We start from the raw sequence: 24,378 nt of genomic DNA, 5'->3' as shown, positions 1-24,378 counted from the left end.
GGCGGGCCGATCTGCGATCAACGATGGCAGCATGGTGTTGCATTTCATCTGACCATCGGCTCTTGGCGCGCCGCACCGTTCCGGACGGCATGGACCACTGTGACGTATTCAAGGGTCCAGCCACGCGTGTAATGGGCGTCCTCCGACTTGGCTATGGCGCGCCCGCCCGGCATAGCCGCCGGGTTCAAGTAGCCCCTTCCAAAAACCAAACATGAGTCTGACTACCAGATGCCCGGGCGTTTTCTGCCGACTTGGCAGAGCACCCCAAGCTGTCTGTAGTTTGTCCCTGGCCGGTCCATGGAAGCCGGCATCGACTTCGAACCAGCGGTGGCCATAGAGCACCTCAAGCCGCGTGACCAGCGCGTTTCGAAGCGCGACTTCCAGGATGGCAGTATCGGCGAGGAAGGCGGCGGTCTCGTCCAGAGCACGGTCATGAGCAAGGTTGGCACCTGAAGCGTCGTCGTTCATCGGCATGTCCTTCGGGCGCAGACACGCCGGTGACCACCGCTTGATCATCTCCTGCGGTTTCGCGCGCAGAATCAGGCTCAACCCACGACAACTGACCATCAGTCGTCCAGTGCGGTGGCAACGGCACCCATGGCGTTGATGTCGCTGAGGTTCTGTGCGGCGGCCTTCCAGCCGACGTCGTAGCCGGTCGAGTGGGCGCCGTTGGGCCAGGTGAGGCGGAAGTCGCGGTCCTGGACCTGCGTGTCGATGGAGACGACCGTGCGCCCGTCCGGGGCGGCGATGACGGCGGCGTCGTCGCCGGGGCCCAGCAGCACCGAGCCGCTGGTGAGGGCCATGGATTATCCGTATCGGAGATGACTGACAATCAAGGGATAGCGTTCTCGCGAGATGCCACGTATCACATTTGATACAATTTCAAAGTGAAAGACCCAGGAACCGGGGGTCACCCTCGCCCCGCAGCACCAGCCAGGACCGACTTGCCCCAGGACTTGACCGACGTCCTCGAATCAGCATCCCGCCTGCAGGGCCTCGTTCCCGATGCAGTGCTCGTCGGGGGAAGCGCAGCGGCTCTCTATGCCGGTCACAGGAGTTCCCATGACCACGACCATGTGCTGACGACGCTGCGTGAGAACTTCAACGTGGTGCTCGAAGCTCTCGAAGCCGACGCGGGGTGGGCTACGAATCGCGTTACCCCGGGGAAGATCATCTTGGGCGAATTGGGGGAAATCGAGACGGGACTGCGCCAGCTCATCCGCCGGCGCCCACTTGAGGTCGCCGATGTGGAGTTGGCCTCGGGCGCTCACGTCCACGTCCCTACCCGGGACGAAACACTTCGCATCAAGGCGTTCCTGATCGTCAAGCGAAACCAGACCCGAGACTACCTCGATGTAGCGGCTCTGTCCGATTCGATGGGCCGGGAGCATGCTGCCGATGTCTTGGGACATATGGACGAGTACTATGCCGACCAGAACCGGGATGGCACTGCCGTGGCCAGCCAGCTCGTGCGGCAGCTGGCCAATCCTTCCCCCAAGGACTCGCGCACCACTACACGGCTGGAGAAGTACAAAGGGCTGGTGGACCGCTGGCAGGAGTGGTCCGAGACCGTCCGAGTCTGCCGGGAGCTTGCGTCCATCATCACGGAAGGAAGCGCGTGATGCTTAAGTTCCGGAACCTCTCAGTGGCTCCGACCGACCCGGTGGAGATGTGGGGCGTGGAGGGCTTGCTCGCCGCCGTCGAACGTGGCGACCTCCATGATTGGCGGCGCATCGCTGCCGCCCTGCGCCAAGACCCGCGCGGCGAGGTGGCAGCAGACTTGGAGGAAGTGCTGGGCCTCGTCGAAAATCCCGCCATGGTGAACCTGTTCTCCGATCTGATGAACCGTGCCACGGCTGCCCGGGAAGCCGAGGAACGCCGGCAGGTGACGTCCGAGTTGCGGGCCGCGCTCGAAGCCAGCCAGCTCTCACGGGCTGAGTTCGCCGCCCGCCTGGGGACGTCACAGTCCCGACTGTCCACATACCTCAACGGCAAGGTTGTTCCCTCGGCGGTGCTCTTAGTACGCGCCCGGAGCCTTGGCCAAAGTCCCGCGCTCGGCGCTGAACGCAAGGCTGCCAACGCGCAGCTTGGCGGCGGCTCAACCCACGTTCGATAGGGGGAGGCGGACGACCACCGCGTGGGTGCGGAAGGACCCGCAGACCCGCATAGACTAAAGCAATGCCCGCCAGGAAACCGCCCCGCAGCACCGCGTTCCGGGTGCTGATGGCGATCCTGCTGACGTTGGCACTGTGGCTGGTGGCCGCGTTCCAGCTATTCTTCAACGTCCCGCAGCCGGTGGCTCAGCGCACGGACGCGATCGTCATGCTCGGCGGGATCAGCCGGGAGCGGCTGCCGAGAAATTGGCCGCCGAGGGTGCCACCGTCGTCGCCGGCGACATCAATGAGACCGCGGCCAAGGAGGCCGCGGCCGCGCTGGGGAACGGGTCCGTCGGCACGCTGGTGGACGTGACCGGGCGCGACTCCGTGGACGCACTCGGCCGCGGCGCCCGGGCGGCGTTTGGCCGGATCGACGTGCTGGTCAACGACGCCGGATGGGACAAGGTGGAGCCGTTCCTGCAGAGCTAAGGTGGCGGACTGGGTCCGGGTCATCGGCATCAACCTGTACGGCACGCTGTACCGCAGCCAGGTGACCATGGCTGTCATGCGGAACAGGGACACGGGGCCGTCCCACTGCACCGGCTGGCCCAGCCGGCAGACCTGGCCAACGCCGTCGCCTTCTTCGCCTCCGAGGAGGCCGCCTACATCACCGGCCAAACGCTGTCCGTCAGGGGCGGCCTGACCATGGCCTGAGCCGCACCCGGCGCTACCCCAGCCCGGCACCCGCCAGGTATGTGCCGAGCGAATCGTCACCCAGGGCCTTCGCGATCGAGGCGATGGCGGCGTCGTCCCTCACCACGATCGACTGGCCGTCCGCGCTGGTGCCGGTCCCCCGCGTGGGCAGCGTGAACGACTTGACGTCGCCGCCGCGCACGTCGCGCAGGCTCACCGCGAGCGCCCCGAGCGTGGCCGCGTCCAGGCCCTTGTCCACGCTGACGTACGGCGAGACCTGGTCCACCAGGCCGGTGACCTTGACCGGGTTGAGCATGGTCGCCGGGGTGAGGACCGTGTCCATGACGGCCTTGAGGAAGATCTGCTGGTCGCGCACGCGCTGGTAGTCGCCGTCCGCGAACGCGTACCGTTCGCGCACGAACGCGAGCGCCTTATCCCCATTGAGCACTTGCGGGCCCTTGGCGAACGTGTCGTCGCTGGTATACGCCTTGAAGCCGATGGGCACGTCGACCTTCACGCCGCCGAGCGCGTCGGTGATGGCCTTGAAGCCCTCGAAGTCGACCACGGCCACATGGTCCAGCCGGGTCTTGAACATGCCCTCGAGCGTTTGCACCACCAGCGGCACGCCCCCGTAGGCGAGGGCCGCGTTGATCTTCGCCTCCCCCACGCCGGGGATGTCCACCCACGTGTCGCGCATGATCGACATCAGGTAGACGTTCTTCCGGTCCGCCGGGACGTGCACCCACATCATGGTGTCCGAGCGCTGGTTCGACGCCGCGCCCTGCTCCGCCATGTTCACCGAGTCGCCGCGGCTGTCACTGCCCAGCAGGAGGATGTTCATGGCCTGCGCGGCCGGGCCCTCGGTGGGCTTCGTGGGCCTTGTGGATTCCTGCGGGAAGGCGCTGGCGATGTGCTGGGCCTTGGTGTCGAAGCTGTGGGCCAGGTTCACGATGAACAGGCCGCCGACGACGGCGCCCGCGACGACCAGCGCGAGGAACCCGAGCAGCACGGTGCGGGCGGTCGTCCTGCGCTTCCGTTTTTCGCGGATGGCTTCCAGTTCCCGTTCCGGGGGCTGCTCGTTGCTCATGGCGTCATGATGCCATGCCGGACGCCCATTGGCTTGTCGGGTCACATCACGTATTGGCGACTCTTCGGGTGTTTCACCGCCTCCCTCCCCGCGAAGACGGTGATCAGGTAGCAGGCCAGCGCGAGCGCCCAGAGCCCGCCCATGAGCAGGGAACTGAAGTCCTGGTTGTAATTCAGGAAGCTGCCGCCGTTGAAGCCGGCCGCCAGCACGAACACGGCGCCGAGAATGGTCAGCGTTCTCGTTCGGTGTTCTTTGACGGCCAGGACGGCGAGCCAGATGGCGATGACGGTCACGAGCAGGCCCACTATGGCGTGCAGCGCCAGCCACATGCCGCCCCCGGTGATGGCCCACCCGACGCTGCGGGTGACGCCGCTGAAGTACTCGTCCGGCCTGGCGCCCGGGTGGCTGTCCGGGATGGTGACGAACAGGTTCACGGCCAGGCCGAGGAGGTACTGCGCCAGCAGGATCATGGCGAGGGCGAACTGGCCCCTGCGCAGGCCGTTGCCCTGGCCGTTGCTGTGGTCTCTGTTGTGGTCTCTGCCGCGGGCGGGTCGCGCCGCACCGGACCCGTCCGCTCGGGTTCCGCTCATCGTTCCAGTATGCGCCGGGCGTTCCATGCGGTCCACGGTTCCGGCTATGCGGTGGCGTTGGCTTTTGGCGTTGGCTTCTGTCCCCGCGCGATAGGCTTGAACCATGCGTTTGAGCCTGAAATCCGTTCCGTTCCGACTGTTGCCGGTACTGGCGGCGGCGGCGCTGCTGGCCTCGGGGTGCGCCCCGGCGGTCGAGGTGGCGGCGGCGAAGGATTCGGCCGATCCGGCCTGCGCCCCCATGATGGTGGCCCTGCCCGACCAGCTCGGGGACGCGAACAAGCGCCCGACGACGAGCCAGGGCACGGCAGCCTGGGGCGACCCGTCACTGGTGATCCTGCGCTGCGGCGTGAACCCGCCCGGGCCGACAACGGACCGCTGCGTGGGCGTCAACGACGTGGACTGGGTCATCAAGGAGGACAACGCCACCACCTGGACCCTGACCACCTACGGGCGCGTCCCGGCGACCGAGGTGGTCATCGACCCGAACAAGATCCCGTCCAGCACGGTGCTCTCGCAGCTGTCCAACGCGGCCTCGAAGATCCCACAGGCCCGGCACTGCGTCAGCCCGGATGAGTCGCTGAACCTGCCGAACAAGTAGTCGTTCCGGTGGTCGAGCCTTCGGTGGTCGAGCCTGTCGAGACCAATGACGCGTCGAGGTAGCGCCAAAGCGCCGACGGGGACCGCATATGTTCCGCTACTTCGACGTGATGACGCTACCTCGACGAAAGGGCCCACCGGTGTTCTCGGCGCCCGGATGCTCGCCTTGTAGGCTGTGGGTGCATGGGCGCCGAACGCGATCCAGCCTGGACCGTTCAAGTATTTTCAGATGGTTGGGGAATCCGGGCCGGCTGAGACCCATCGGCGCGGCCAGCGCTGAGAACCTCGCATTGAGTCGCTCGTGGGTCATTTCACCCACGAGCTTATTTCACCATCAAATCAATTGACGGCTATGCAAAATATGATGCATCGATGTCACCCGGGCGGCAAAGTTGCAAGTGGGTAACGAGTCCGTGAGCGACCTTGACAATGTGGGCATTTCAGCCTGTACCACGTCACATACTAAAGTGACTGAGGTCACCCCGTACGACCACGACGGAACCCGAGGCATCATATGACGGCAACGCAAGACACTCCTGATCCTTCCGGGACGACAGTGGATGCCCTCCACCTCAACGGTCGCACCTTCGACTTGCAATCGTCATCGGCCAGCGTGGTGGCCACCGGGCACGCCACACGATTTCACTATTTCGAGGAGGGCGGCGTCCTGTGGGGCGACTATGCGGGCGACACGGTGAAGCTTGGCAGGTTCGCCGGCAAGAGAGTCGGGTCCCGCATCGAGCTTGCGTTTGTGCATTCCACGACAAGCGACGCCGTTGTGTTTGGCTCGGCCACATCGGAGATTTCCCGGGAACGGGACGGCAAGCTCAAGCTGACGGAGTTTTTCAAGGGACCCGACGGAACGGATCAAACCAGCATCTGCCTCGAAGCCTGAGCATTCCTGCGCTACACGCCACGAATATTTCCACGCAATTTCCACCGGCAGCGGGTACCACCGTCCTGCCCTACCTTTGGAGAACGGATGACAATCAAACGACGCGGGGCGGCCATTATGAGCGCCGTCGCCGCACTCTCAATGCTGGCGGTAAGCGGCTGTTCCTCGGGGAGCAGCTCGAATACCAACACCGGAAGCAGCTCATCCGTCGTTGTGGACAGCTCCTTCGACCTCAAGACCGCCGACCCCGCCCGTGAATTCGAAACGACCGGGGCCATTGTGGCGCATGCCCTGTACGAGTCACTCCTCACGTTCAACGGTGACGACGTGACCAAGCCCGTCGATGGCTTGGCCAGCTACAAGATCTCCGATGACGCCAAGGTGGTCACCTTGACCATGAAGGCCGGACACACGTTCTCCGACGGCACACCCGTCACCGTGGACGACGCAGTGTTCTCGCTGGAACGCGTCCAAGGCATCAAGGGCAACCCGTCCTTCCTGCTCGACGGCGTCAAAGTCGCCAAGGTCGACGACCACACCCTGACGCTGACGTCCGCCCACGCGAACCCGGCACTCCCGTTCATCCTGCCCAACGGTGCCCTGGGCATCGTAAACTCCAAGGTGGTCAAGGCAAACGGCGGCACCACGGACGCCAATGACAAGGCCGAGGCGTTTCTCAACAAGACGTCCGCCGGATCCGGACCGTACCAGCTCGAGTCCTACGATGTCGCCAGCCAGGTGGTCTTCACGGCCAACACCAAGTACACGGGAAGTGAGAAACCCGGTCATGGCCGGGTGGTTCTGCGCAACGTTGCCGGACCCACCCAAAAGCTCAACATCCAGGCCGGGGACTCCCAGGTTGCATTGGATCTGAACCCGGACCAGGCGAAGGAAGTCCAGGGCGGGGATCTGAAGACGATCAGCGGCGCCTCCCCGTACATGATCTTCCTGCTGATGAACCAGAACCAGGCCGTGAACAAGTTCACGTCGAATCAGGATTTCATGACCGCCGTACGACGCGGTATCGACTACGGCAAGATTGTCAGCCTGGCAGGAACAGGCGCAGTCCAGCCCGGTGGCGTCATCCCGTCGCTATTCGTCGGCGCCCTCAAGTCCGATCCCAGCAACTCGTTTGACGCAACCGCGGCCAAGGCGAGCCTGGCAAAGTCCGGCTACAGCGGCGAGGAAATTCCGCTGAACTTCCCGAACGACATCACGGTCCAGGGTTTGGAACTCCAAAGCATCGCCGCATCCGTCCAGGCACAGCTCAAGACCATCGGAATCAACGTGAAGCTGGCTCCCCAGCCGGTGGCCACTGAACTTGATGCCTACCGTGGCGGCAAGGAGAGCATCGGCCTATGGTATTGGGGCCCGGACTATCCGGACCCCGCCGACTACCTGGTGTTCACCCCGGGACAGCTCGTGGGCCTGCGTGCCGGCTGGGCAGCCAATGCCAGCCCGTCCATCACGGCACTTGCCAACAAGGCACAGGCTGCCACCGGGAACGACGCCCGCCAGGCGGCCTACGAGGACCTGCAAAGGGCTATGAACAAGACCGGACCGTTCATCCCGTTGCTGCAGCCCGCCAAGAATGTGGTGACGGCCGGGACCATTTCGTCGGTCAGCCTCAATCCTGTCTGGACGATTGATCTTGCCGGAATCAAGTAATTCCGGGGGCCAGGCGCGCCCGGCCAAGGCCACCGCCAGGGGGCATCATCCCCTGGCCCGCTACCTTGCCACACGCCTGGGCCTCAGCGTCCTGTTGGTCTTCGGCGTCACGTTGGTGACGTTCGTGCTCACCAACCTGGTGCCGGCAGATCCCGTGCAGGCGGCACTGGGTGAGCAGGCAGCCGCGGATCCGCAAATCGTGGCCCAGTTCCGCAAGCAGGCAGGACTGGACCAGCCTCTGCCGGTGCAGTACGTGAACTATCTGGGCCGGTTGCTGACCGGGAATCTGGGGACCTCGAATCAAACCAGGCTCCCCGTCTCCCAAGAGATCGCCAAGGCGTTCCCAGCCACGGCGGAACTCGCACTCGTCGCGATCTTGATCTCCATCGTGATTGGCGTCGCACTCGGACTGTGGGCCGCACTTCGTCGTCGTCGTGCCGCCGACCACGTCATCCGCGCCGTCAGCCTGGTGGGCCTGTCCATCCCGACATTCTGGCTGGCCCTGCTGATGTATTACATCTTCTTCTTCAAGCTGCGGATCTTTCCAGGATCCGGCCGTTTGTCCCCCACGGCCATCGCGCCGCCCCATGTCACCGGGCTGTACACGGTCGATTCACTGCTGGCCGGCCAGCTCGACAATTTCGCAGACGCCCTTAGCCACCTGATTCTGCCAGCGCTCGTGTTGGCCCTCTACACCGTGGGACTACTCACCCGCTTCTCCCGAAGTTCCGTTCTTGACGTGCTGAACCAAGATTTTGTGAAAGCAGCCAAGGCCAAGGGCCTTCCTGCACGGGTTGTCGTGACGCGCTACGTGCTGCGCGGCGCCCTCGTCCCCATCATCACCATCGTCGGCCTCGCCTTCGGCTCACTCCTCTCCGGCACGGTTCTGGTCGAGAAGGTCTTCGCCTGGCACGGGATCGGTGAATACGCCTTTACGGCCGCAACAAAACTTGATCTGCCGGCCGTCATGGGCGTCGGACTGGTGGTCGGAATTGTCTACATCGGGATCAACTTCCTGGTGGACGTTCTCTATGGCGTCATCGATCCGAGAGTGAGAATCCAATGAGCCTTGAACAAGGCCTGACACGGCCGCGATTCCGGCTCCCCGCGACCCTCAGAAATCCCATGGCCGTGGTAGGTGCCAGCATCATCCTCTTGTGGATTCTGGTGGCCGCCGTGATCTCGCACATTTGGCCCGTAGACCCGCTGGCGCAGAACTTTGACAGGCTGCTGCCCCCCGGCGCGGCCCACTGGTTCGGCACGGACCAATTGGGCAGGGATGTCCTATCCAGAACATTGGCGGGGTCCCAAACATCCCTCCCCCTGTCCTTGCTGCTCGTGGTGTGCGCCATGATTCTTGGCGGGTCCCTGGGGGCAATCGCCGGCTATTTCGGCAAAGCCATCGATGAAACCATCATGCGCATTGCCGACCTGGTGTTCGCCTTCCCGACCATCATTTTGGCCATGGTGATCGCGGCCGCCTTGGGCCCAAGCCTGACAAACGCGGTCATCGCAATGCTGATTGTCTCCTGGCCGTCCTATGCCCGCGTGATGCGGTCCCTGGTGATCGGTGCTCGCGGAAGCGAGTACGTGATCGCCGGTCGACTCATGGGATCGGGAGCGTTCACGTCGCTGTGGCGTGACATCTTGCCCAACGTGCTCGCGCCCCTGTTGGTGCTGGCCACCCTCGATGTGGGCACGGCCATCCTCCTGTTGTCCGGGTTGTCGTTCCTCGGCCTGGGTGCTGTTCCTCCGACGCCGGACTGGGGCGCCATGGTGTCCGACGGCGTTCAACAGTTCTCCTCCTGGTGGATCGCCGTCTTCCCCGGGTTGGCCATCCTGTCGGTTGTGCTGGCCTTCAACTTCCTGGGCGACGCCTGGCGCGACTCTCTCGATCCACGCACGGCCGACGCCGTGCAGGGAAGGGCAATCTGATGGCTGGAATCAACGCCTCCGCCGCTCCGGCCACCGTGAGCCCGGGGTTAAGCATCCGGGGCCTTCGGCTAGAGATCCGAAATGGGAAGTCCATAAAGACAATCCTGAAGGGAATCGACGTCGAGGTTCCCGCCGGCAGGATCACGGGCCTGGCGGGCGAATCCGGTTCCGGGAAGACGATGACCGCCATGGCAGTATGCGGGCTGTTGCCGGATGGGTCCGTTACCAGCGGCGACGCCATCTTTGAAGGACAAAACCTCCTGGACCTTTCGCCGCGGCGGATGAACGCGTTACGGGGGCGAAAGATCAGCATGATCTTCCAGGACCCGACGGCGAGCCTGCACCCGATGATCAGCATCGGCGGCCAACTTACGGATCACATGCGGCACCACATGAAGTACGGCAAGGCGGAAGCGCACCATCGTGCCGTCGAGTTGCTGACAATGGTTGAGGTGCCACGGCCCGAGGAGGCACTGCGGAAGTTTCCGCACCAGTTCTCCGGCGGACAGTTGCAACGTATTGCGATTGCCATTGCGTTGGCGTGCAACCCGTCCGTGCTGCTTGCCGATGAACCAACGACGGCGCTCGACGTCACGGTTCAAGCCGGTGTGCTGCGGCTCCTCCGGCGGCTGTGCGATGACCTGGGCATCGCCATCCTGTTGGTCACCCACGACCTCGGCGTCATGTCGGCGCTGGCGGACACGATCGCCGTCATGCGCAATGGAGAGGTCGTTGAGACCGGAAATCGGTTCCAGGTGATCACATCGCCCAAGCATCCGTATACGAAGGCGCTGATCGATGCGCTGCCGACCCACGAAGCGATAATGGTGGACGACGATGACGAATGAGACGCCAGCCGGCGATGGGGCCGAGGAAATCCTGGCCGTCAACGACATAACCGTCACGTACCGGCGTCCCGGCCGGAGCCTGCTCACGGCCGTCGACGGTGTCAGCCTGAGTTTGCGCCGGAGTGAAGTGCTGGGCCTAGTGGGCGAGTCCGGGTGCGGGAAATCGACGACGGCACGTGCCGTCTGCGGGCTTGAGCCGCTCACCTCCGGCTCCGTCCTATTCAACGGCGAACCAGTTTCACCGTTGAGCATGAAACGCCGCCCGAAGCACCTTTTGGGTATCCAAATGGTCTTTCAAAATCCCTATGCGTCGCTTAACCCGCGGCGCCGGATTGGTTCGCAGATCGAGGACGGACTTGGCCTGAACCGGCAACGCGATGCGTGGAACGTGAACGAGTTGCTTGAAAAGGTGGGACTACACCCATCAGACCGGGACAAGTACCCGCACCAGTTCTCGGGTGGTCAACGCCAGCGGATTGCCATTGCCCGGGCCATTGGGACAGGGCCGGACCTGCTCATTGGGGATGAACCGATTGCGTCGCTCGATGCGTCATTGCAGCAACGTGTTGCCGCCCTGATGCGTGATCTGGCCATCCAGGCTGGTTCCGGGCTGCTCTTCATCAGCCACGACTTGGCCATCGTGCGGACCATCGCCGACAGGGTGGCGGTCATGAACCGGGGCATCATCGAGGAGGAAGGACCCGTGGACACGGTGTGGAGGCATCCTACGAGCGCCTACGCGAGACGCCTGTTGGCCGCAATCCCGGTGGCCGATGGCCTCGGGAAACTGCCAGGCCTGCCGACCCGCCGACAAAACTGACCAGCGAACGGCTTGGTAATCCCCTGCTGGCAGCCTGACCCGCACTTGGCTTCAAAAAGGTCAAACGGCGACGGTTCAATCAGTCGCAAGCAACCAGGGCGGCGTGATTTCCGTGGATCGGACCGCAGGAATTGGACCGCTGCGTGGGCGTGAACGACGTCGACTGGATGATCAAGCAAGGCGACCCGACGTGGACGCTGACCACCTACGGGCGAGTGCCGGCCACGGAGGTGGTCATCGACGCGCGCAAGATCCCCTCCAGCACGGTGCTCTCCGAGCTGTCAAACGCGGCCTTGAAGATCCCGCAGATGCGCCGAGGTAGCGCCAAAGCGCCGACGGGGACCGCATATGTTCCGCTACTTCGACGTGATGACGCTACCTCGGCGAAAGGGCCCACGGAATGCTCGCATCATAGACTGCGTATTGGCCCCGGGCACCATCCATCCGAGCCTGGTCCTTGGAGAGACAATGGCGGACATCACCATATACACCGTGGGACACTCGACCCATCCAATTGACGATTTCATCGAGCTGCTCAAGGCACACGGGATCAAGAAGCTGATCGACATCCGGACCATCCCCAAGTCACGCCACAACCCGCAATTCATGGAGGAGGCGGTGGCGACCAGCGTCCGCGCCCGCGGCATCACCTACCGCCGGATGGAGGCGCTCGGCGGCCTGCGCCACGTGCGGAAGGACAGCCCGAACGGGGCCTGGCACAACGCATCCTTCCAGGGCTACGCCGATTACATGCAAACCCCGGACTTCGCCGAAGCCGTGGATAAGCTCATCCACTGGGGCCGGCACAGCGACGCGGCCATCATGTGCGCCGAGGCCGTGCCGTGGCGTTGCCACCGCTCCCTGATCGGCGATGCCCTGCTGGTGCGCGGCGTCACCGTGCTGGACATCATGACGGCGAAATCGGCGACACCACACACGCTGACCTCCTTCGCGCACGTCGAGGGGACCACGATCACGTACCCGCCCGGTGATTGAGCCCGTCGAAATCATCATGCCCTGGGTCTCGACAGGCTCGACCACCGGGGTCTCGACAAGCTCGACCACCGGCAAGCTCGACCACCGACGGGTCAGCGCAGGCCGGTCTTCCGGTGCAGGGCCAGCTGCAGCAGTTCGTCGATCAGGTCCGGGTAGGCGAGCCCGGACGCGGCCCACATCTGCGGGTACATGGACGACGGCGTGAAGCCCGGCATCGTGTTGACCTCGTTGATGATCACGTCCCCGGCGGGCGTGTAGAAGAAGTCGACCCGGGACAAGCCCTCGGCGCCCACGGCGTCGAAGGCCAGGGCCGCCTGCTCGCGAATGCGGGCAATCGCGGGAGCCGGGATGTCGGCCGGGCAGCTCAGGTTCACGGCGTCGCCCTGGACGTACTTGGCCTCGAAATCGTAGAACGCGTGGGCATGGTCCGCCAGCGCGATCTCGCCCGGCAGGGACGTCCGGGGCGCGTCGCCGCCCCGCCCCTCCAGCACGGCGCACTCGATCTCACGGCCCACGATGCCGGCCTCGATCACGAGTTTCAGGTCATGCTCCCGGGCGGCCAGAATCGCGGCATCCAACTCCTCCGGCGCGGAAACCTTCGTGATGCCCATCGACGACCCCGCCCGGGCCGGCTTGACGAACACCGGGAACCCCAGTGCCGCCACGCGCGCCCGCACCGCGGCGGGGTCCATGGTCCACTGCCGGTCCGTCACGGCCACGTACGGGCCCACGGTCAACCCGGCCGCCTCGAACACCACCTTCATGTAGTGCTTGTCCATGCCCAGGGCCGAGGCCAGCACGCCGGCCCCCACGTACCGGGTGTCGGAGAGCTCCAGCAACCCCTGGATGGTGCCGTCCTCGCCGAACGGCCCGTGCAGCAACGGGAACACGACGTCCACGCCGCCCAGCTCGCGCGGCACCGAGGACGGTTCGCTGACCACCAACGCCGGAGCACCGTCCCGGTGCGCCAGCGACACGGTCGCGGACCCCGCCGTCACCTCCGGCAGCGACCCTTCGCTCAGCGACCACGCCGAGACGTCCCCGTTCGCCAGCACCCACTGGCCATTCTTCGCGATACCGATGGGAACGACGTCGTACTTCTCCGTGTCAATCGCGCCCATCACGCCGGCGGCGGTCACGCAACTGACCGCGTGCTCGCTCGAGCGCCCGCCGAACAGGATGGCCACGCGCACGCGGCCGGCGGCAGGACCAGGGGAGGAATGTTCAGTGCTCAACGCTATTCGCCTTCGGATTTCAGTTCGCGGGCCAGCAGCAACTTGCCCAGGTTCTCAACATGCAGGTCGCCGTCCAGCACGGCGACCACGGCGTTGGTGATCGGCATGTCCACGCCCACGCGACGGGCCAGGTCCGCGACGGCGCGGCCGGACTTGATGCCCTCGGCCGTCTGCGTCATGCGGTTGTTGACCTCGTCCAGCGTCAGGCCCTCGCCCAGCATGCGCCCGGCCGTGTGGTTGCGGCTCAGCGACGACGAGCACGTGGCGACCAGGTCGCCCAGCCCCGCCAGCCCCGCCAGGGTCTCGGTCCTTCCGCCCAGCGCCAACGCCAGCCGGGTGGTCTCGGCCAGCCCGCGCGTGATGACGGACGCCTTCGTGTTGTCGCCGACCTTCTGCCCCTCGCAGATGCCCACGCACAGGGCGATCACGTTCTTCACGATGCCGCCGATCTCCACGCCCACCACGTCGGAGTTCGTGTACGGGCGGAAGTAGCTGGACGTGCACGCGCCGGCCACCCACCGCGCGGTGCCCTCGTCGGCGCACGCCACCACCGAGGCAGTGGGTTCCTGCCGGGCGATCTCCATGGCCAGGTTCGGCCCCGACACGACGACGATCCGCTCCGGGGGCAGCGCCAGCTCCTCGGCGATCACCTGCGACATGCGCGCGTCGGTGCCCAGTTCCAGTCCCTTCATGAGACTGACGACGACGGCGTCCGCGGCCAGGTGCCCGGCCCACCCCCGCAACTGGCCGCGCAGGGTTTGTGCGGGCACGGCCAGCACGACGATCTGGGCACCGGCGATGACCTCCCCGGCGTCCGTCGAGGCGGTGATGTTCGCCGGCAGCGCCACCTGCGACAGGTAGCGGGCGTTGCGGTGCGCGTTGTTGATCTGGTCCACGACCTCGGCACGCCGACCCCACACCACGATGCGCCGGTCCGTGCCCGTGGCCGCGTCGCCGAGGATCTTCGCGAACGTGGTCCCCCAGCTGCCCGCCCCCAATACCGCGATCTTGGCCGGCGCGGCCCTCTCGCCAAAACTCACTGGCCATCCCCCGTTTCCGGTGTGCCGCCGCCGTCCGTCGGCTCCTCGCCGCGCTCCATGAACCGGCCGTGCAATGTCTGGTGGTGCGCGGTCGGGTCCCAACGCTGCGCCGGGGCCTTCTCGCCGCGCAACTGCTCCAACAGCTCGGTGATGGCGTCCATGATGACCTCCGTCATGGCCTCCAGCGTGGCCTTGTCATCCGGGCCGTCCATGAAGCGGTCCAGGTCGACCGGCTTGCCCACGAGCACGCGGGTGGTCTTGCGCGGGAAGACGTGCAAGCGCTTGGCGTACCGCGGGAACACCTCCTGGGCCCCCCAATGCGCGATGGGCACGACGAGGGCGCCCGTGTTCAGCGCCAGCCGGGCGGCCCCGGTGCGCCCCTTCATGGGCCACAGGTCCGGATCACGGGTCAGCGTCCCCTCCGGGTAGATGATGACCGCGTCGCCGTCGTCGAGCACACCCCGGGCGACCTCCAGTGACCTGCCGGCGCCGGCCCCGCTGCGCTCAACCGGGATCTGGCGGGAACCGCGCAGCAGCGCACCGAGCCCCGGCACACGGAACAGCCCTTCCTTGGCCAGGAAGTGCGGCATGACGTTCTGGTTGTACAGCATATGGCCGACAATGACCGGGTCGATCTCGGTGCAGTGGTTCGGTGCGGCGATGAAGCCCCGGCCCGTCGGGAGGTTGTGGAGCCCCTCCCATTTCTTCGCGGTCAGGAGGTTGATCAGCGGGCGGGCCGTCCACGCCAGGACGCCGAAGAAGAGGCGGGTGCCGCGTCGGTGTTCGCTTGTGCTGTTCGCTGGGCCGGCCACCGGTGGCTACACCATCACCTTGTGCTTGGCGATGTCGAAGTCGGCGCCCAGGCCGTCCAGCTTGCTCGTGAACCGCTCGTACCCGCGGCTGATCACGTCGATGCCGGTGACCGTGGACGTGCCCTCCGCCGCCAGGGCGGCGATCATGTGGCTGAAGCCGCCGCGCAGGTCCGGGACGTCGATGTGCGTGCCTTTCAACGGGGTGGGGCCGGAGATGACGGCCGAGTGGGTGAAGTTGCGCTGGCCGAACCGGCACGGGACGCTGCCCAGGCACTCGCGGTGCAACTGGATGCCGGCGCCCATGCGGACCAGGGCGTCGGTGAAGCCGAACCGGTTCTCGTACACGGTCTCGTGCACGATCGACACGCCGCCGGCCTGGGTGAGCGCGACGACGAGCGGCTGCTGCCAGTCGGTCATGAAACCGGGGTGGACGTCGGTCTCCAGGACGAGCGGCTTCAAGTCCCCGCCCGGGTGGTAGAAGCGGATGCCGTCGTCGTTGATGTCCATGCCGCCGCCGATCTTGCGGAACGTGTTCACGAACGTCATCATGTCGCGCTGGCAGGCGCCCTGGACGTAGATGTCCCCACGGGTGACCAACGCCGCGCACGCCCACGACGCGGCCTCGTTGCGGTCCGGCAGCGCGGTGTGCACATAGCCGCCCAGCTCGCGGACGCCCTCGATGCGGATGGTCCGGTCCGTCTGGACGGAGATGATGGCGCCCATCTTCTGCAGCACGGCGATCAGGTCGACGATCTCCGGCTCGGTGGCGGCGCCGGTCAGTTCCGTGATGCCGTCGGCCCGCGTGGCGGAGAGCAGCACCTGCTCGGTGGCGCCGACGCTCGGGTACGGCAGGTGGATCTTCGTCCCCTTCAGGCCGCCCGGGGCGGAGATGCGGATGCCGCCGGCCTCCTTGTCGACGACGGCGCCGAACTTGCGCAGCACGTCCAGGTGGTAGTCGATGGGCCGGTCGCCGATCTTGCAGCCGCCCAGGTCCGGGATGAACGCGTGCCCGATCGAGTGGATCAGCGGCCCGCACAACAGGATGGGGATGCGCGAGTCGCCGGCGTGCGTGTTGATCTCGGCGCTGGAGGCCGTCTTCGCGTTGGCCGGGTCCATGGTCAGGTCCCCGGTCTGCGGGTCCTTGACGACCGTGACGCCGTGCAGCTGCAGCAGCGACGTGACGACCTCGACGTCCTTGATCTCCGGGACGTTGCGGAGCACCGACGGCTCGTTGCCCAGCAATGCCGCGACCATGGCTTTCGGAACCAGGTTCTTCGCCCCGCGCACCTGCACGCGACCCTTGAGCGGAACCCCGCCACGGACTGTCAGCACACCGCTCATCTACAACCAATCCTCATGCCTACACGGCCGCCGTGGGTGGTGGCGGCCTCAACTAAGCATAGTTTCTAGCCCCGGGATGCCGAAATGACGCGGCCGTTGGTGTTGCTGGGGCCCGTGCATCCCGTCGCGGCCCGTCCGGATCGGGCGCGAATTCCTCGGTGCCGGGATCACGCGCCAGTCGTGGTCTTGCGCGCCCCAAATATCGGGCGCGCAAGACCACGACTGGCGCGGAACTCCATGGAGGCGCGGAAGCCGTCCGGGAGAGTCCACAGAATCCAGTCCTCCCCCGAACTGGCCATGCCGCGCGGTATCCACAGCCCTGGCTCCCCGCGTGGCGCGGTCTGTGCGCGTGCCCGAGCATCGGGGCATGGCACCCTTCATACCCGCCCCCTGGCTGCCGCCCGCCGAGTGCCCAGCCGACGCCAGACAACGCTCCCGCCAGACGGCGGCGCGGGATCTGGTCCGCGTCCGCCGCGGGCTGTACCTTCCGGCGGCGTATTGGGCCGGCCTGAAACCCTGGGAACGATTCCGGCAACAGGTCCAGGCCGTGAACGATTCGGCGGTGGGCGAGCCGCCGGTGTTCGCCCTGGAAACCGCGGCGCACATCCTGGGCATGAATCCGCCGTTCATACCGGCACAGGTACAGACGCTCATCCGGGGCAGCGCCACCGGTGGCCGGAGCCGGAACGGGATCTGCCGGGTGGTAGGCGTCAAAGGCGACCCTGACCCATGGATCATGGACGGGCTGCTGGTGACGCCGCCTATCGAGACGGCCCGCGACATCGCCGCACACCGCCGACTCGGGATCGCCCTGCCCGTCATGGACCGTCTCATTCGGCCGCAATTACTGGCGGGCGTTCCGAATGCGCGCCTCATGTCACCGCCCGATGTGGTGCCGTCAATCGAACGACTCAAGCACGCAACACATCGAGCGCGCGCCACGCGCGTGCTCGACCTGGCCAACGGCGCGTCCGAATCCGCCGGCGAATCGCTGAGCCGGGCCATCATGATCCTGAACGGATTCCCGCTCCCGCGACTGCAGAACGCTTTCTTCGACTCCAAGGGCCTGATCGGCTACTCGGACTTCGACTGGAAGGAACAGCAAACCGTCGGGGAATTCGACGGACACGGCAAGTACAAGGAAGACCAGTTCCTGAACAGCAGGACACCCGGCGAGGTGGTGGTCCGGGAGAAGCGGCGCGAGGACAGGCTGCGGGCGCTGGGCCTGGTCGTTGTCCGGTGGGAATGGGAAGACCTGGTGCACCCGGAACGGTTGGTAGCCACGTTGCGTCGGGCCGGATTGGACCAGCGACGGCGCCGCTGAGGATGTCCGCCGCCTGTGGCGGCGCGACGACCGTCTAGGGTTGACGTCGTGGCATCACCAACCCCCGATCCGTCCGCCCGCTCCCGCGCGGGACTGCCGCTGCGCCTGCTGCTGGTCCTGGCTCTGCTGGCGATGACCGGGCCGCTGGCCTCGGACCTGTACCTGTCCGGTTTCCCGGTCATGGCGACCGACCTGGGCGTGAGCGCCTCCCAGGTCCAGTTGACGCTGACGGCGTTCCTGCTCGGCATGGGCGCCGGACAGCTGGTTTTCGGCCCGGTGTCGGACAAGTACGGGCGGATGCGTCCTCTGTTCGTCGGCTCGAGCGTGTTCGCCCTCGCCTCCGTGCTGGTGGCCATGGCGCCGTCGTGGGAGGTGCTGGTCATCGCCCGCCTCCTGCAGGGACTCAGCGCGGGCGCCGGCGTCGTGATCGGCCGCGCCATCATCCCGGACCGGGTGGCGGGTGCCGGCGCCGCCAGGGTCTTCACGATCATGATGACGATCACCGGCATCGCCCCGGCCGTGGCGCCGCTGCTGGGCAGCGGCCTGCTCGGGCTCATCGACTGGCGCGGCATCCTGTGGGTGCTGGCCGGCGCGGCACTGCTGATGCTCACGTGCGTGCTGCTGGTGGTGCGCGAAAGCCTCCCGCCGGTGCGCCGGCGCCCGGGCCGGACGTTCGGCGGGCTGGGCGTGGCGTTGCGCAACCGGCGCTTCGTCGGCTACATCGTGATGTTCGGTGCCACGTTCGGGATCCTCATGGGCTACATCTCGGCCTCGCCGTTCCTGTACCAGTCGGTCATCGGGTTGAGTCCGGTGCACTACGGCCTGGCCTTCGGCGCCAATGCCCTGGGCATGATGATTTCCGGCACGATCGCCGCCCGGCTTGTCGGGCGCGTGCCGATCCGCCGGACGGTGTCCGTGGCCGGCTGCACGGCGCTGGGCCTGGCCGTGTTGTTCCTGGTGCTGGTGCTCGTCGGTGTGCCGGCCGGCTGGCTGGCCGTCCCCGTCTTCTTGTTGGTGTCCTCGATCGGGTTCCTGATGGGCAACACGACGGCGCTGGCGCTGGCCGAGGTCCGGCACGTCGCGGGCAGCGGCTCGGCCTGGCTCGGCGGTGCGCAGTTCGCCATGGGTGCACTCGTCAGCCCGCTGGTCGGGCTGGCCGGGGAGCATTCGGCGCTGCCCCTGGGCATTGCACTCTCCGGTTCGGCCCTGCTCATGGTGTGTGCCCTGGCCTACACCGCCGACCGGTTCCACACGCCCGACGCCGGTCGGTAGGCGCCGCACGGCTGTTGCAGGATTCAGGCCGGTTCGAACGCCTCCCACATGGCCGCATACGGGCCGCCGGCGGCCAGCAGTTCGTCGTGCGTGCCCGCCTCGGCGACGCGCCCGCCGGCGACGACAACGATCCGGTCGGCGGCCCGGGCCGTGGGCAGCCGGTGGGCGATCACCACCGTGGTGCGGCCACGGGCCACGGTGTGCATGGCCGCCGTGACCCGCGCCTCGGTGGCCAGGTCCAGGTTGGAGGTGGCCTCGTCGAGCAGCAGGATGGCCGGGTCCACCAGCTCCGCCCGGGCCAGGGCGATGAGCTGGCGCTGCCCGGCGGACAGGGAGCGGCCGCGCTCGGCCAGTTCGTGGTCGTAACCGCCGTCAAGTCCGGCAATGAAGTCATGGGCGCCGACGGCGCGGGCCGCGCCGACCACCGTCTCCAAGCGGGCGTCGGGCCGGCCGTAGGCGATGTTGTCCCGGATAGTGCCGGTGAACAGGAACGCCTCCTGCGGCACGTAACCGAGCCGACGCCGGTAAGCCGGCAGATCCAGCCCGCGCAGGTCCAGCCCATCCACCCGGACCGTCCCGACATCCGGGTCATAGAACCGGGCCAGCAGCTTCATCACGGTCGATTTGCCGGCGCCGGTCTCCCCCACCAGGGCCACGGTCTGCCCCGGCGGCACGTGCAGGGTGACGCCACGGAGGGCCTCCGGCGGCAATCGCGGCGCTTCCATGCGCGGCGGCCGCGGATCGGCCGGGCCCCGCGGCTGCACCCGAACCGGCGGCTGCGGATACCGGAAGTGCACGCCGGCCAGGGCCAACTGCCCGTCCAGCGCGCCCGGTACGAGGGCGTCGGGCGCGGGCGGGGTTCCCGTCTCCAGTTTCATCAGGTCGGAAATCCGCAGCACCGAGACCCGGGTCTGCTGCCAGGCGTCGAAGACCTGGGACAGTTGCTGGATCGGCGAGAAGAACATGTCGATGTACAGGATGAATGCGATCAACGCCCCGGCCGTGAGCGCACCATCGGCCATCATGGCCGAGCCGACGCCGAGCACAATGGCCGTCGCCACAGAGGACAGGAACGCCACGAACGGGAAGTAGGTGGCAACGAGCCGCTGCGCCGCGACCCGGGATTCCAGGTACCGTTGCCCAAGCAGGTGGAACCTGGCGCGCGTCGCGGCCTCGTGCACGAACGCCTGCGACTCGCGCACCCCGGCCAGGCTCTCCTGGAAATCGGCGTTGACCACGGCGATCCGCTCCCGCGCCGCATCGTACAGCCTGCCGGCGCGCCGCCGGAACAGCAGGGTGGCCAGGGTCAGTGGCACGACGACGGCGAACACGGCCAGTGCCAGTTCCGCGTTGAACACGACCAACGCCCCGCCCACCCCGGCGAACGTCACGAACGCCACGAGCGCCGACAACAGGCCGTTCTGGATCAGCGACTCGAACTGGTCCACGTCGGTGGTCATCCGGGTCATGATCCGCCCGGCCATCTCGCGTTCGTAGTAGTCCAGGGACAGGCGCTGCAGCTGCGCCCAGATCCGCAGCCGCAGTGACAGCATGACGCGCTGCGCGGTGCGGCCGGTGACGAACGTCTCGGCCATCCCGATCACCAGGTCGGCCAGCGTGGCGACCAGGTACACCGTGGACGCCGCGGCCAGCACGCCCCACAGGCCCCGGGTGACGCCGTCGTCGATCCCCACCCGCACCAGCACCGGCCCGATCAGCGACGCCCCGGCGTCGAGGACCACCAGCAGCAGGCCCAGCAGCAGCGGCCGGCGGAATTCCTTGAGCAGCCGCCACAGGGTGAAGGCCGGGTCGGGGCGGGTCTCGGCGGCCAGGTCGATCTCCGCCGTGTCGCGGACCGGGCGCAGCGCCGCCACCCGCGCCAGCAGCTCGGGCGTGGGCGCCAGGTTGCGCCGCCACCCGCCACCGCCGCGTCCGAGGCCCGCGCCCAGGCTCGGTGCGCCCAGACTTGGTGCGCCCAGGCTCGGCCGCATGGATGGGGGCGGCGCGCGGTGCCCGTCGGTGGCGGCGGCGAGCCGCTCGATCGTGGCCGACGACGGCGGCAGGCGAGTGCCGTCGTCGTCCTCGCCGAGCCCGGTCAACAGGGTCCGGTAGACGGCGCTGCGGGCCATGAGTTCGTCATGGCTGCCGGAGTCGACGATGCGGCCGGCGTCGAGGACGACGATCCGATCCGCCAGGTTCAGCGTCGAGCGGCGGTGCGCGATGAGCAGCGTCGTGCGGCGGCCCATGACGGTGCGCAGGCCCGCATGGATCGCCTCCTCCGTGCGGGCGTCGATGGCACTGGTCGCGTCGTCCAGGAGGAGGATGCGCGGGCCGGCCACGAGGGCGCGGGCCAGGGCGATGCGTTGGCGCTGCCCGCCGGACAGGCTCAGTCCGCGCTCGCCGACGACCGTGTCGTAGCCGGCGGGCAGGGCACGGATGAACTCGTCCGCCCGGCACACCCGCGCGGCCTGCTCGATCTGGGCGTCGGTGGCGTCCGGGAAGCCGTAGGCGATGTTGGCCCGGACGGTGTCGGAAAACAGGAAGCTCTCCTCGAACACGCAGCCGATCGGGCGGCGCAGCGACGCCAGCGTGAGCGTGCGCACGTCGTGGCCGTCGACGAGGACCTGGCCCTGCTGCGGGTCGTGGAAACGGGCCACGAGCAGGCCCAGCGTTGACTTGCCGCTGCCGCTGGGGCCGACGACGGCGACCGTCTCGCCCGGCTCGAGGCGCAGGTTGACGCCGGCCAGCACGGGTCGGCCGGGCGCCGGCTGGCCGGGCGCACCGTAGCCGAACGTGACGTCACGGAATTCAATCGCGCCGCGCATGTCCGCGAGCGCCCGGGCGTCCGGGGCGTCGGCGATGGCGGGTTTGAGGTCCAGCAGTTGGAAGATGCGTTCCAGCCCGGCGCGCGCCTGTTGCCCGATGGTCAGCAGGCCGGCCAGCATGCGGACCGGGGCCATGAGCTGGGCCGTGTACGTGGAGAACGCCAGGAACGTGCCGAGCGTGATGTCATGCTGCAGGACCAGCCACCCGCCGAGGGCCAGCACGGCGACCTGGCCGAGCGACGGGATGGCCTGCAACAACGGTTGGTAGCGGGCCTGCAGCCGGGTGGCGCGCAGCTGCGACCCGTACAGGCTTCCGGCGGCGCCGGCCATGCGCCGGATTTCACGCCCCTCCTGGCCGAACGCCTTGACCACGCGAACGCCGTTGACGGCCTCGTCGACGAGCTGGGCGACGTCCCCCTCGCGCTGCTGCGCATCCCACGTGGCCGGAAAGATCCGCCACCGCATCCGGTAGGAGACGACCATCAGGGCCGGGGCGATGACGAGGCTGACCAGGGCCAGCAGCGGGGACAGGTACAGCATCACGCCGATGGACAGGACCAGCATGAGCAGGTTGCCGCTGATCATCGGGAGGAACGACAGCAGCCCCTGCACCAGGGCGGTGTCCGAATTGGCGCGGGCCACGAGTTGGCCGGTGGGCATGCGGTCCAGGTTGGCGGCGTCCATGGACTGCAGGTGGCCGTGCATGTCATTGCGCAGGTCGAATTGGACGGCCAGCGCGACGCGCCCGCCCCGGTACCGGCGCAGGTAGGCGAACCCGAAGGTGGCCAGGGCCAGGCCCAGCAACAGGGCGAGCCACGGCAACAGCGGTGCGCTGCGGGTGAGGATCACGTTGTCGACGATCTGCCGGGACACGAGCGGGACGACCGTCTGGCAGGCGCTGCCCAGCACGGCCGCGGCCAGGGCGATGGCCAGGTCGGACCGGTGCCGGGCCAGGTAGCCCCACAGCCGGCGCAGCCAGCCGGGCGTTGTGGCCCCCGTCGTCGGCGCGTGCCGCTGGCCGTCCTCGCCTTCGGCGTCGCGTTTCGTGCGCTCCCTCAGCTGGCTCATGGGGCGGCGGCTTCGGCGGGGCCCGCCGGCTGGCCGGCATGGGACTGGCCGGCATGGAAACGGTCGACGGCGGCATTGAGTGAGTCGAGCGCGGCCAGGAGGGCGGTGGGGTTGGGGGTCAGGCGTGCAAGGTCGAGCAGGCGGTCGTCCAGCGTCCGTTCACACGCTGCCAGCACCGCGCGCCCCGCCGGGGTGAGCCGCAGCTCGACGGCGCGCTGGTCGGTGGCCGACGTCCCCTGCGACAGTAGTCCGCGGTCCGTCAGGGCGGCCACCGCCGAGCTGATGGCCGGCCGCCCGAGCGCCAACCGTGCCGCCACCTTCGACGCCCGCGCCTCGCCATCCGCAATGGCCGAGAGCACGCGGAAATGCGCCAGATTCAGCTCGTCGGCGGCCCGTTCGAGCACGCGCGCGGCACGCACCAGCCCGTGCACGGCCCCGGCAAGTCCGGCCGTCTCGATGTCGGTTATGGCATCCGGATCAGCGTCGACGTCGGTGCTCATGCGCCAAGACTAGACCCATTGTTCGATGATCGAACTAGTTCCGGGCTGTGGGTTTGCCCAGAATCGCGGGCGGACCGGACACCCCCGCGAAGGGGACCGGGCAGCGGCAGGCGACGGCCCGCCGTCGTCCGTCAGCTTTTCGCCGGCAGCGTGGTCGGCTTGAAGGACGGGCGGGTGGCCTCGAACGCGGTGATGTCCGCCTCGTGGCGCAGCGTCAGGCCGATGTCGTCCAGGCCCTCGAGCAGGCGCCAGCGGGTGTAGTCGTCGATGTCGAAGGGCGCGACGACGGCACCGGCGTGCACGGTCTTGCTGACCAGGTCGACCGTGACCTCGGTGCCCGGGGCGTGCTCGAGGACCTTCCAGATCAACTCGATGTCGTCCTGGGCGACCTGGGCGGCGAGCAGGCCCTGCTTGCCGGAGTTGCCGCGGAAAATGTCGGCGAAGCGGGAGGAGAGCACGGCCTTGAAGCCGTAGTCCTTCAGCGCCCAGACGGCGTGCTCGCGCGAGGAACCCGTGCCGAAGTCGGCGCCGGCCACCAGCACCGAGCCGGCGTTGAACGGCTCCTGGTTCAGGATGAACTCCGGGTTCTTGCGCCAGCTGGCGAACAGCGCGTCCTCGAATCCGGTGCGCGTGATGCGCTTGAGGTACACGGCCGGGATGATCTGGTCCGTGTCCACGTTGCTCTGACGCAGCGGGACCCCGATGCCGGTGTGGGTGGTGAACTGTTCCATGGGTT

At 67.3% G+C, this 24,378-nt stretch carries 24 protein-coding genes and 2 pseudogenes; 15 read left to right on the top strand and 11 right to left on the bottom strand.

Annotated elements, in window-relative coordinates:
- Positions 1 to 108: 108 nt before the first annotated feature.
- Both EJC77_RS06565 and EJC77_RS06560 read right to left on the bottom strand, forming a co-directional pair.
- Positions 109 to 549, bottom strand: coding sequence for a hypothetical protein (locus tag EJC77_RS06565; protein WP_125610837.1), 441 nt, complete (start codon positions 547 to 549; stop codon positions 109 to 111).
- A 26-nt stretch (positions 550 to 575) separates the two neighbouring features.
- A pseudogene (locus EJC77_RS06560) lies at positions 576 to 791 on the bottom strand (AIR synthase related protein); the annotation flags it as partial.
- Positions 792 to 956: 165 nt separating this feature from the next.
- Here EJC77_RS06560 and EJC77_RS06555 point away from each other — a divergent pair.
- The 4 genes from EJC77_RS06555 to EJC77_RS21310 all read left to right on the top strand — a co-directional run bounded on the left by EJC77_RS06555 (position 957) and on the right by EJC77_RS21310 (position 2,810).
- Positions 957 to 1,622 (top strand): hypothetical protein, encoded by a 666-nt coding sequence (locus EJC77_RS06555; protein ID WP_240629861.1) that lies wholly within the window; start codon positions 957 to 959, stop codon positions 1,620 to 1,622.
- Entirely contained in the window at positions 1,622 to 2,116 is a 495-nt protein-coding gene (locus EJC77_RS06550) for a helix-turn-helix domain-containing protein (protein WP_240629867.1), read from the top strand. Before EJC77_RS06555 ends, EJC77_RS06550 begins: the two co-directional genes overlap by 1 nt.
- A gap of 244 nt (positions 2,117 to 2,360) precedes the next feature.
- Complete coding sequence (locus EJC77_RS20640; protein WP_205786941.1) at positions 2,361 to 2,585, top strand: SDR family NAD(P)-dependent oxidoreductase; 225 nt, start codon at positions 2,361 to 2,363, stop codon at positions 2,583 to 2,585.
- A gap of 9 nt (positions 2,586 to 2,594) precedes the next feature.
- Positions 2,595 to 2,810 (top strand): SDR family oxidoreductase, encoded by a 216-nt coding sequence (locus EJC77_RS21310; RefSeq protein WP_205786947.1) that lies wholly within the window; start codon positions 2,595 to 2,597, stop codon positions 2,808 to 2,810.
- Between the two features lie 13 nt (positions 2,811 to 2,823).
- On the opposite strand, the gene EJC77_RS06540 is transcribed toward EJC77_RS21310, so the two are convergent.
- Positions 2,824 to 3,876, bottom strand: coding sequence for an LCP family protein (locus EJC77_RS06540; RefSeq protein WP_125610832.1), 1,053 nt, complete (start codon positions 3,874 to 3,876; stop codon positions 2,824 to 2,826).
- A 41-nt stretch (positions 3,877 to 3,917) separates the two neighbouring features.
- On the bottom strand, positions 3,918 to 4,466 hold the full coding sequence (locus EJC77_RS06535; protein ID WP_125610830.1) for a hypothetical protein: 549 nt from the start codon (positions 4,464 to 4,466) through the stop codon (positions 3,918 to 3,920).
- A gap of 103 nt (positions 4,467 to 4,569) precedes the next feature.
- Here EJC77_RS06535 and EJC77_RS06530 point away from each other — a divergent pair, with 103 nt between their 5' ends.
- From EJC77_RS06530 to EJC77_RS06490, 9 genes and pseudogenes are all read left to right on the top strand, one after another.
- Entirely contained in the window at positions 4,570 to 5,064 is a 495-nt protein-coding gene (locus tag EJC77_RS06530; RefSeq protein WP_125610828.1) for a DUF3515 domain-containing protein, read from the top strand.
- A gap of 513 nt (positions 5,065 to 5,577) precedes the next feature.
- Positions 5,578 to 5,958 carry an avidin-fold protein gene (locus tag EJC77_RS06525; RefSeq protein ID WP_125610826.1) on the top strand — a complete coding sequence of 127 codons (381 nt, stop codon included), beginning with the start codon at positions 5,578 to 5,580 and terminating at the stop codon, positions 5,956 to 5,958.
- A 213-nt stretch (positions 5,959 to 6,171) separates the two neighbouring features.
- A complete protein-coding gene (locus tag EJC77_RS06520; protein ID WP_205786933.1) occupies positions 6,172 to 7,626 on the top strand; it encodes an ABC transporter substrate-binding protein in 1,455 nt (484 codons plus the stop codon).
- Positions 7,604 to 8,692 carry an ABC transporter permease gene (locus EJC77_RS06515; protein WP_240629859.1) on the top strand — a complete coding sequence of 363 codons (1,089 nt, stop codon included), beginning with the start codon at positions 7,604 to 7,606 and terminating at the stop codon, positions 8,690 to 8,692. Before EJC77_RS06520 ends, EJC77_RS06515 begins: the two co-directional genes overlap by 23 nt.
- Positions 8,689 to 8,853 (top strand): annotated as a pseudogene (locus EJC77_RS21430) (D,D-dipeptide ABC transporter permease); the annotation flags it as partial. The gene EJC77_RS06515 and the pseudogene EJC77_RS21430, both read left to right, overlap by 4 nt.
- 111 nt (positions 8,854 to 8,964) lie before the next feature.
- The gene (locus EJC77_RS06510; protein WP_240629865.1) at positions 8,965 to 9,561 is read left to right on the top strand and encodes an ABC transporter permease; all 597 of its coding nucleotides are present in this window, start codon (positions 8,965 to 8,967) and stop codon (positions 9,559 to 9,561) included.
- Positions 9,561 to 10,409 (top strand): ABC transporter ATP-binding protein, encoded by an 849-nt coding sequence (locus EJC77_RS06505; protein ID WP_125610820.1) that lies wholly within the window; start codon positions 9,561 to 9,563, stop codon positions 10,407 to 10,409. The genes EJC77_RS06510 and EJC77_RS06505 overlap by 1 nt, the downstream gene beginning before the upstream one ends.
- Positions 10,399 to 11,229: an ABC transporter ATP-binding protein gene (locus EJC77_RS06500; RefSeq protein WP_125610818.1), complete on the top strand. Its 831-nt coding sequence runs from the start codon at positions 10,399 to 10,401 to the stop codon at positions 11,227 to 11,229. The genes EJC77_RS06505 and EJC77_RS06500 overlap by 11 nt, the downstream gene beginning before the upstream one ends.
- Before the next feature lie 468 nt (positions 11,230 to 11,697).
- Positions 11,698 to 12,225 (top strand): DUF488 domain-containing protein, encoded by a 528-nt coding sequence (locus EJC77_RS06490; protein WP_125610816.1) that lies wholly within the window; start codon positions 11,698 to 11,700, stop codon positions 12,223 to 12,225.
- A gap of 92 nt (positions 12,226 to 12,317) precedes the next feature.
- On the opposite strand, the gene EJC77_RS06485 is transcribed toward EJC77_RS06490, so the two are convergent.
- From EJC77_RS06485 to murA, 4 genes are all read right to left on the bottom strand, one after another.
- A complete protein-coding gene (locus EJC77_RS06485; protein WP_240629858.1) occupies positions 12,318 to 13,460 on the bottom strand; it encodes a D-alanine--D-alanine ligase family protein in 1,143 nt (380 codons plus the stop codon).
- Between the two features lie 2 nt (positions 13,461 to 13,462).
- Positions 13,463 to 14,500: an NAD(P)H-dependent glycerol-3-phosphate dehydrogenase gene (locus EJC77_RS06480; RefSeq protein ID WP_125610814.1), complete on the bottom strand. Its 1,038-nt coding sequence runs from the start codon at positions 14,498 to 14,500 to the stop codon at positions 13,463 to 13,465.
- Positions 14,497 to 15,249 (bottom strand): lysophospholipid acyltransferase family protein, encoded by a 753-nt coding sequence (locus EJC77_RS06475; protein WP_240629863.1) that lies wholly within the window; start codon positions 15,247 to 15,249, stop codon positions 14,497 to 14,499. Before EJC77_RS06475 ends, EJC77_RS06480 begins: the two co-directional genes overlap by 4 nt.
- Before the next feature lie 69 nt (positions 15,250 to 15,318).
- On the bottom strand, positions 15,319 to 16,653 hold the full coding sequence (gene murA, locus EJC77_RS06470; RefSeq protein ID WP_125610810.1) for a UDP-N-acetylglucosamine 1-carboxyvinyltransferase: 1,335 nt from the start codon (positions 16,651 to 16,653) through the stop codon (positions 15,319 to 15,321).
- A gap of 367 nt (positions 16,654 to 17,020) precedes the next feature.
- Between murA and EJC77_RS06465 the strand changes: the two genes are divergently transcribed.
- Both EJC77_RS06465 and EJC77_RS06460 read left to right on the top strand, forming a co-directional pair.
- Positions 17,021 to 17,977: a hypothetical protein gene (locus tag EJC77_RS06465; RefSeq protein WP_125610808.1), complete on the top strand. Its 957-nt coding sequence runs from the start codon at positions 17,021 to 17,023 to the stop codon at positions 17,975 to 17,977.
- 48 nt (positions 17,978 to 18,025) lie between these two features.
- A complete protein-coding gene (locus EJC77_RS06460) occupies positions 18,026 to 19,249 on the top strand; it encodes a multidrug effflux MFS transporter (protein WP_240629856.1) in 1,224 nt (407 codons plus the stop codon).
- Positions 19,250 to 19,272: 23 nt separating this feature from the next.
- On the opposite strand, the gene EJC77_RS06455 is transcribed toward EJC77_RS06460, so the two are convergent.
- The 3 genes from EJC77_RS06455 to leuD form a co-directional block, all read right to left on the bottom strand.
- Positions 19,273 to 23,142, bottom strand: coding sequence for an ABC transporter ATP-binding protein (locus EJC77_RS06455; protein WP_125610806.1), 3,870 nt, complete (start codon positions 23,140 to 23,142; stop codon positions 19,273 to 19,275).
- The gene (locus EJC77_RS06450) at positions 23,139 to 23,642 is read right to left on the bottom strand and encodes a MarR family winged helix-turn-helix transcriptional regulator (protein ID WP_125610804.1); all 504 of its coding nucleotides are present in this window, start codon (positions 23,640 to 23,642) and stop codon (positions 23,139 to 23,141) included. Before EJC77_RS06450 ends, EJC77_RS06455 begins: the two co-directional genes overlap by 4 nt.
- A gap of 131 nt (positions 23,643 to 23,773) precedes the next feature.
- Positions 23,774 to 24,373, bottom strand: coding sequence for a 3-isopropylmalate dehydratase small subunit (leuD, locus tag EJC77_RS06445; protein WP_125610802.1), 600 nt, complete (start codon positions 24,371 to 24,373; stop codon positions 23,774 to 23,776).
- Positions 24,374 to 24,378 lie beyond the last annotated feature (5 nt).

The sequence above is a fragment of the Specibacter cremeus genome, assembly GCF_003946885.1.
Taxonomy (GTDB): domain Bacteria; phylum Actinomycetota; class Actinomycetes; order Actinomycetales; family Micrococcaceae; genus Specibacter; species Specibacter cremeus.
This window is presented reverse-complemented; position numbering and strand designations above follow the sequence as displayed.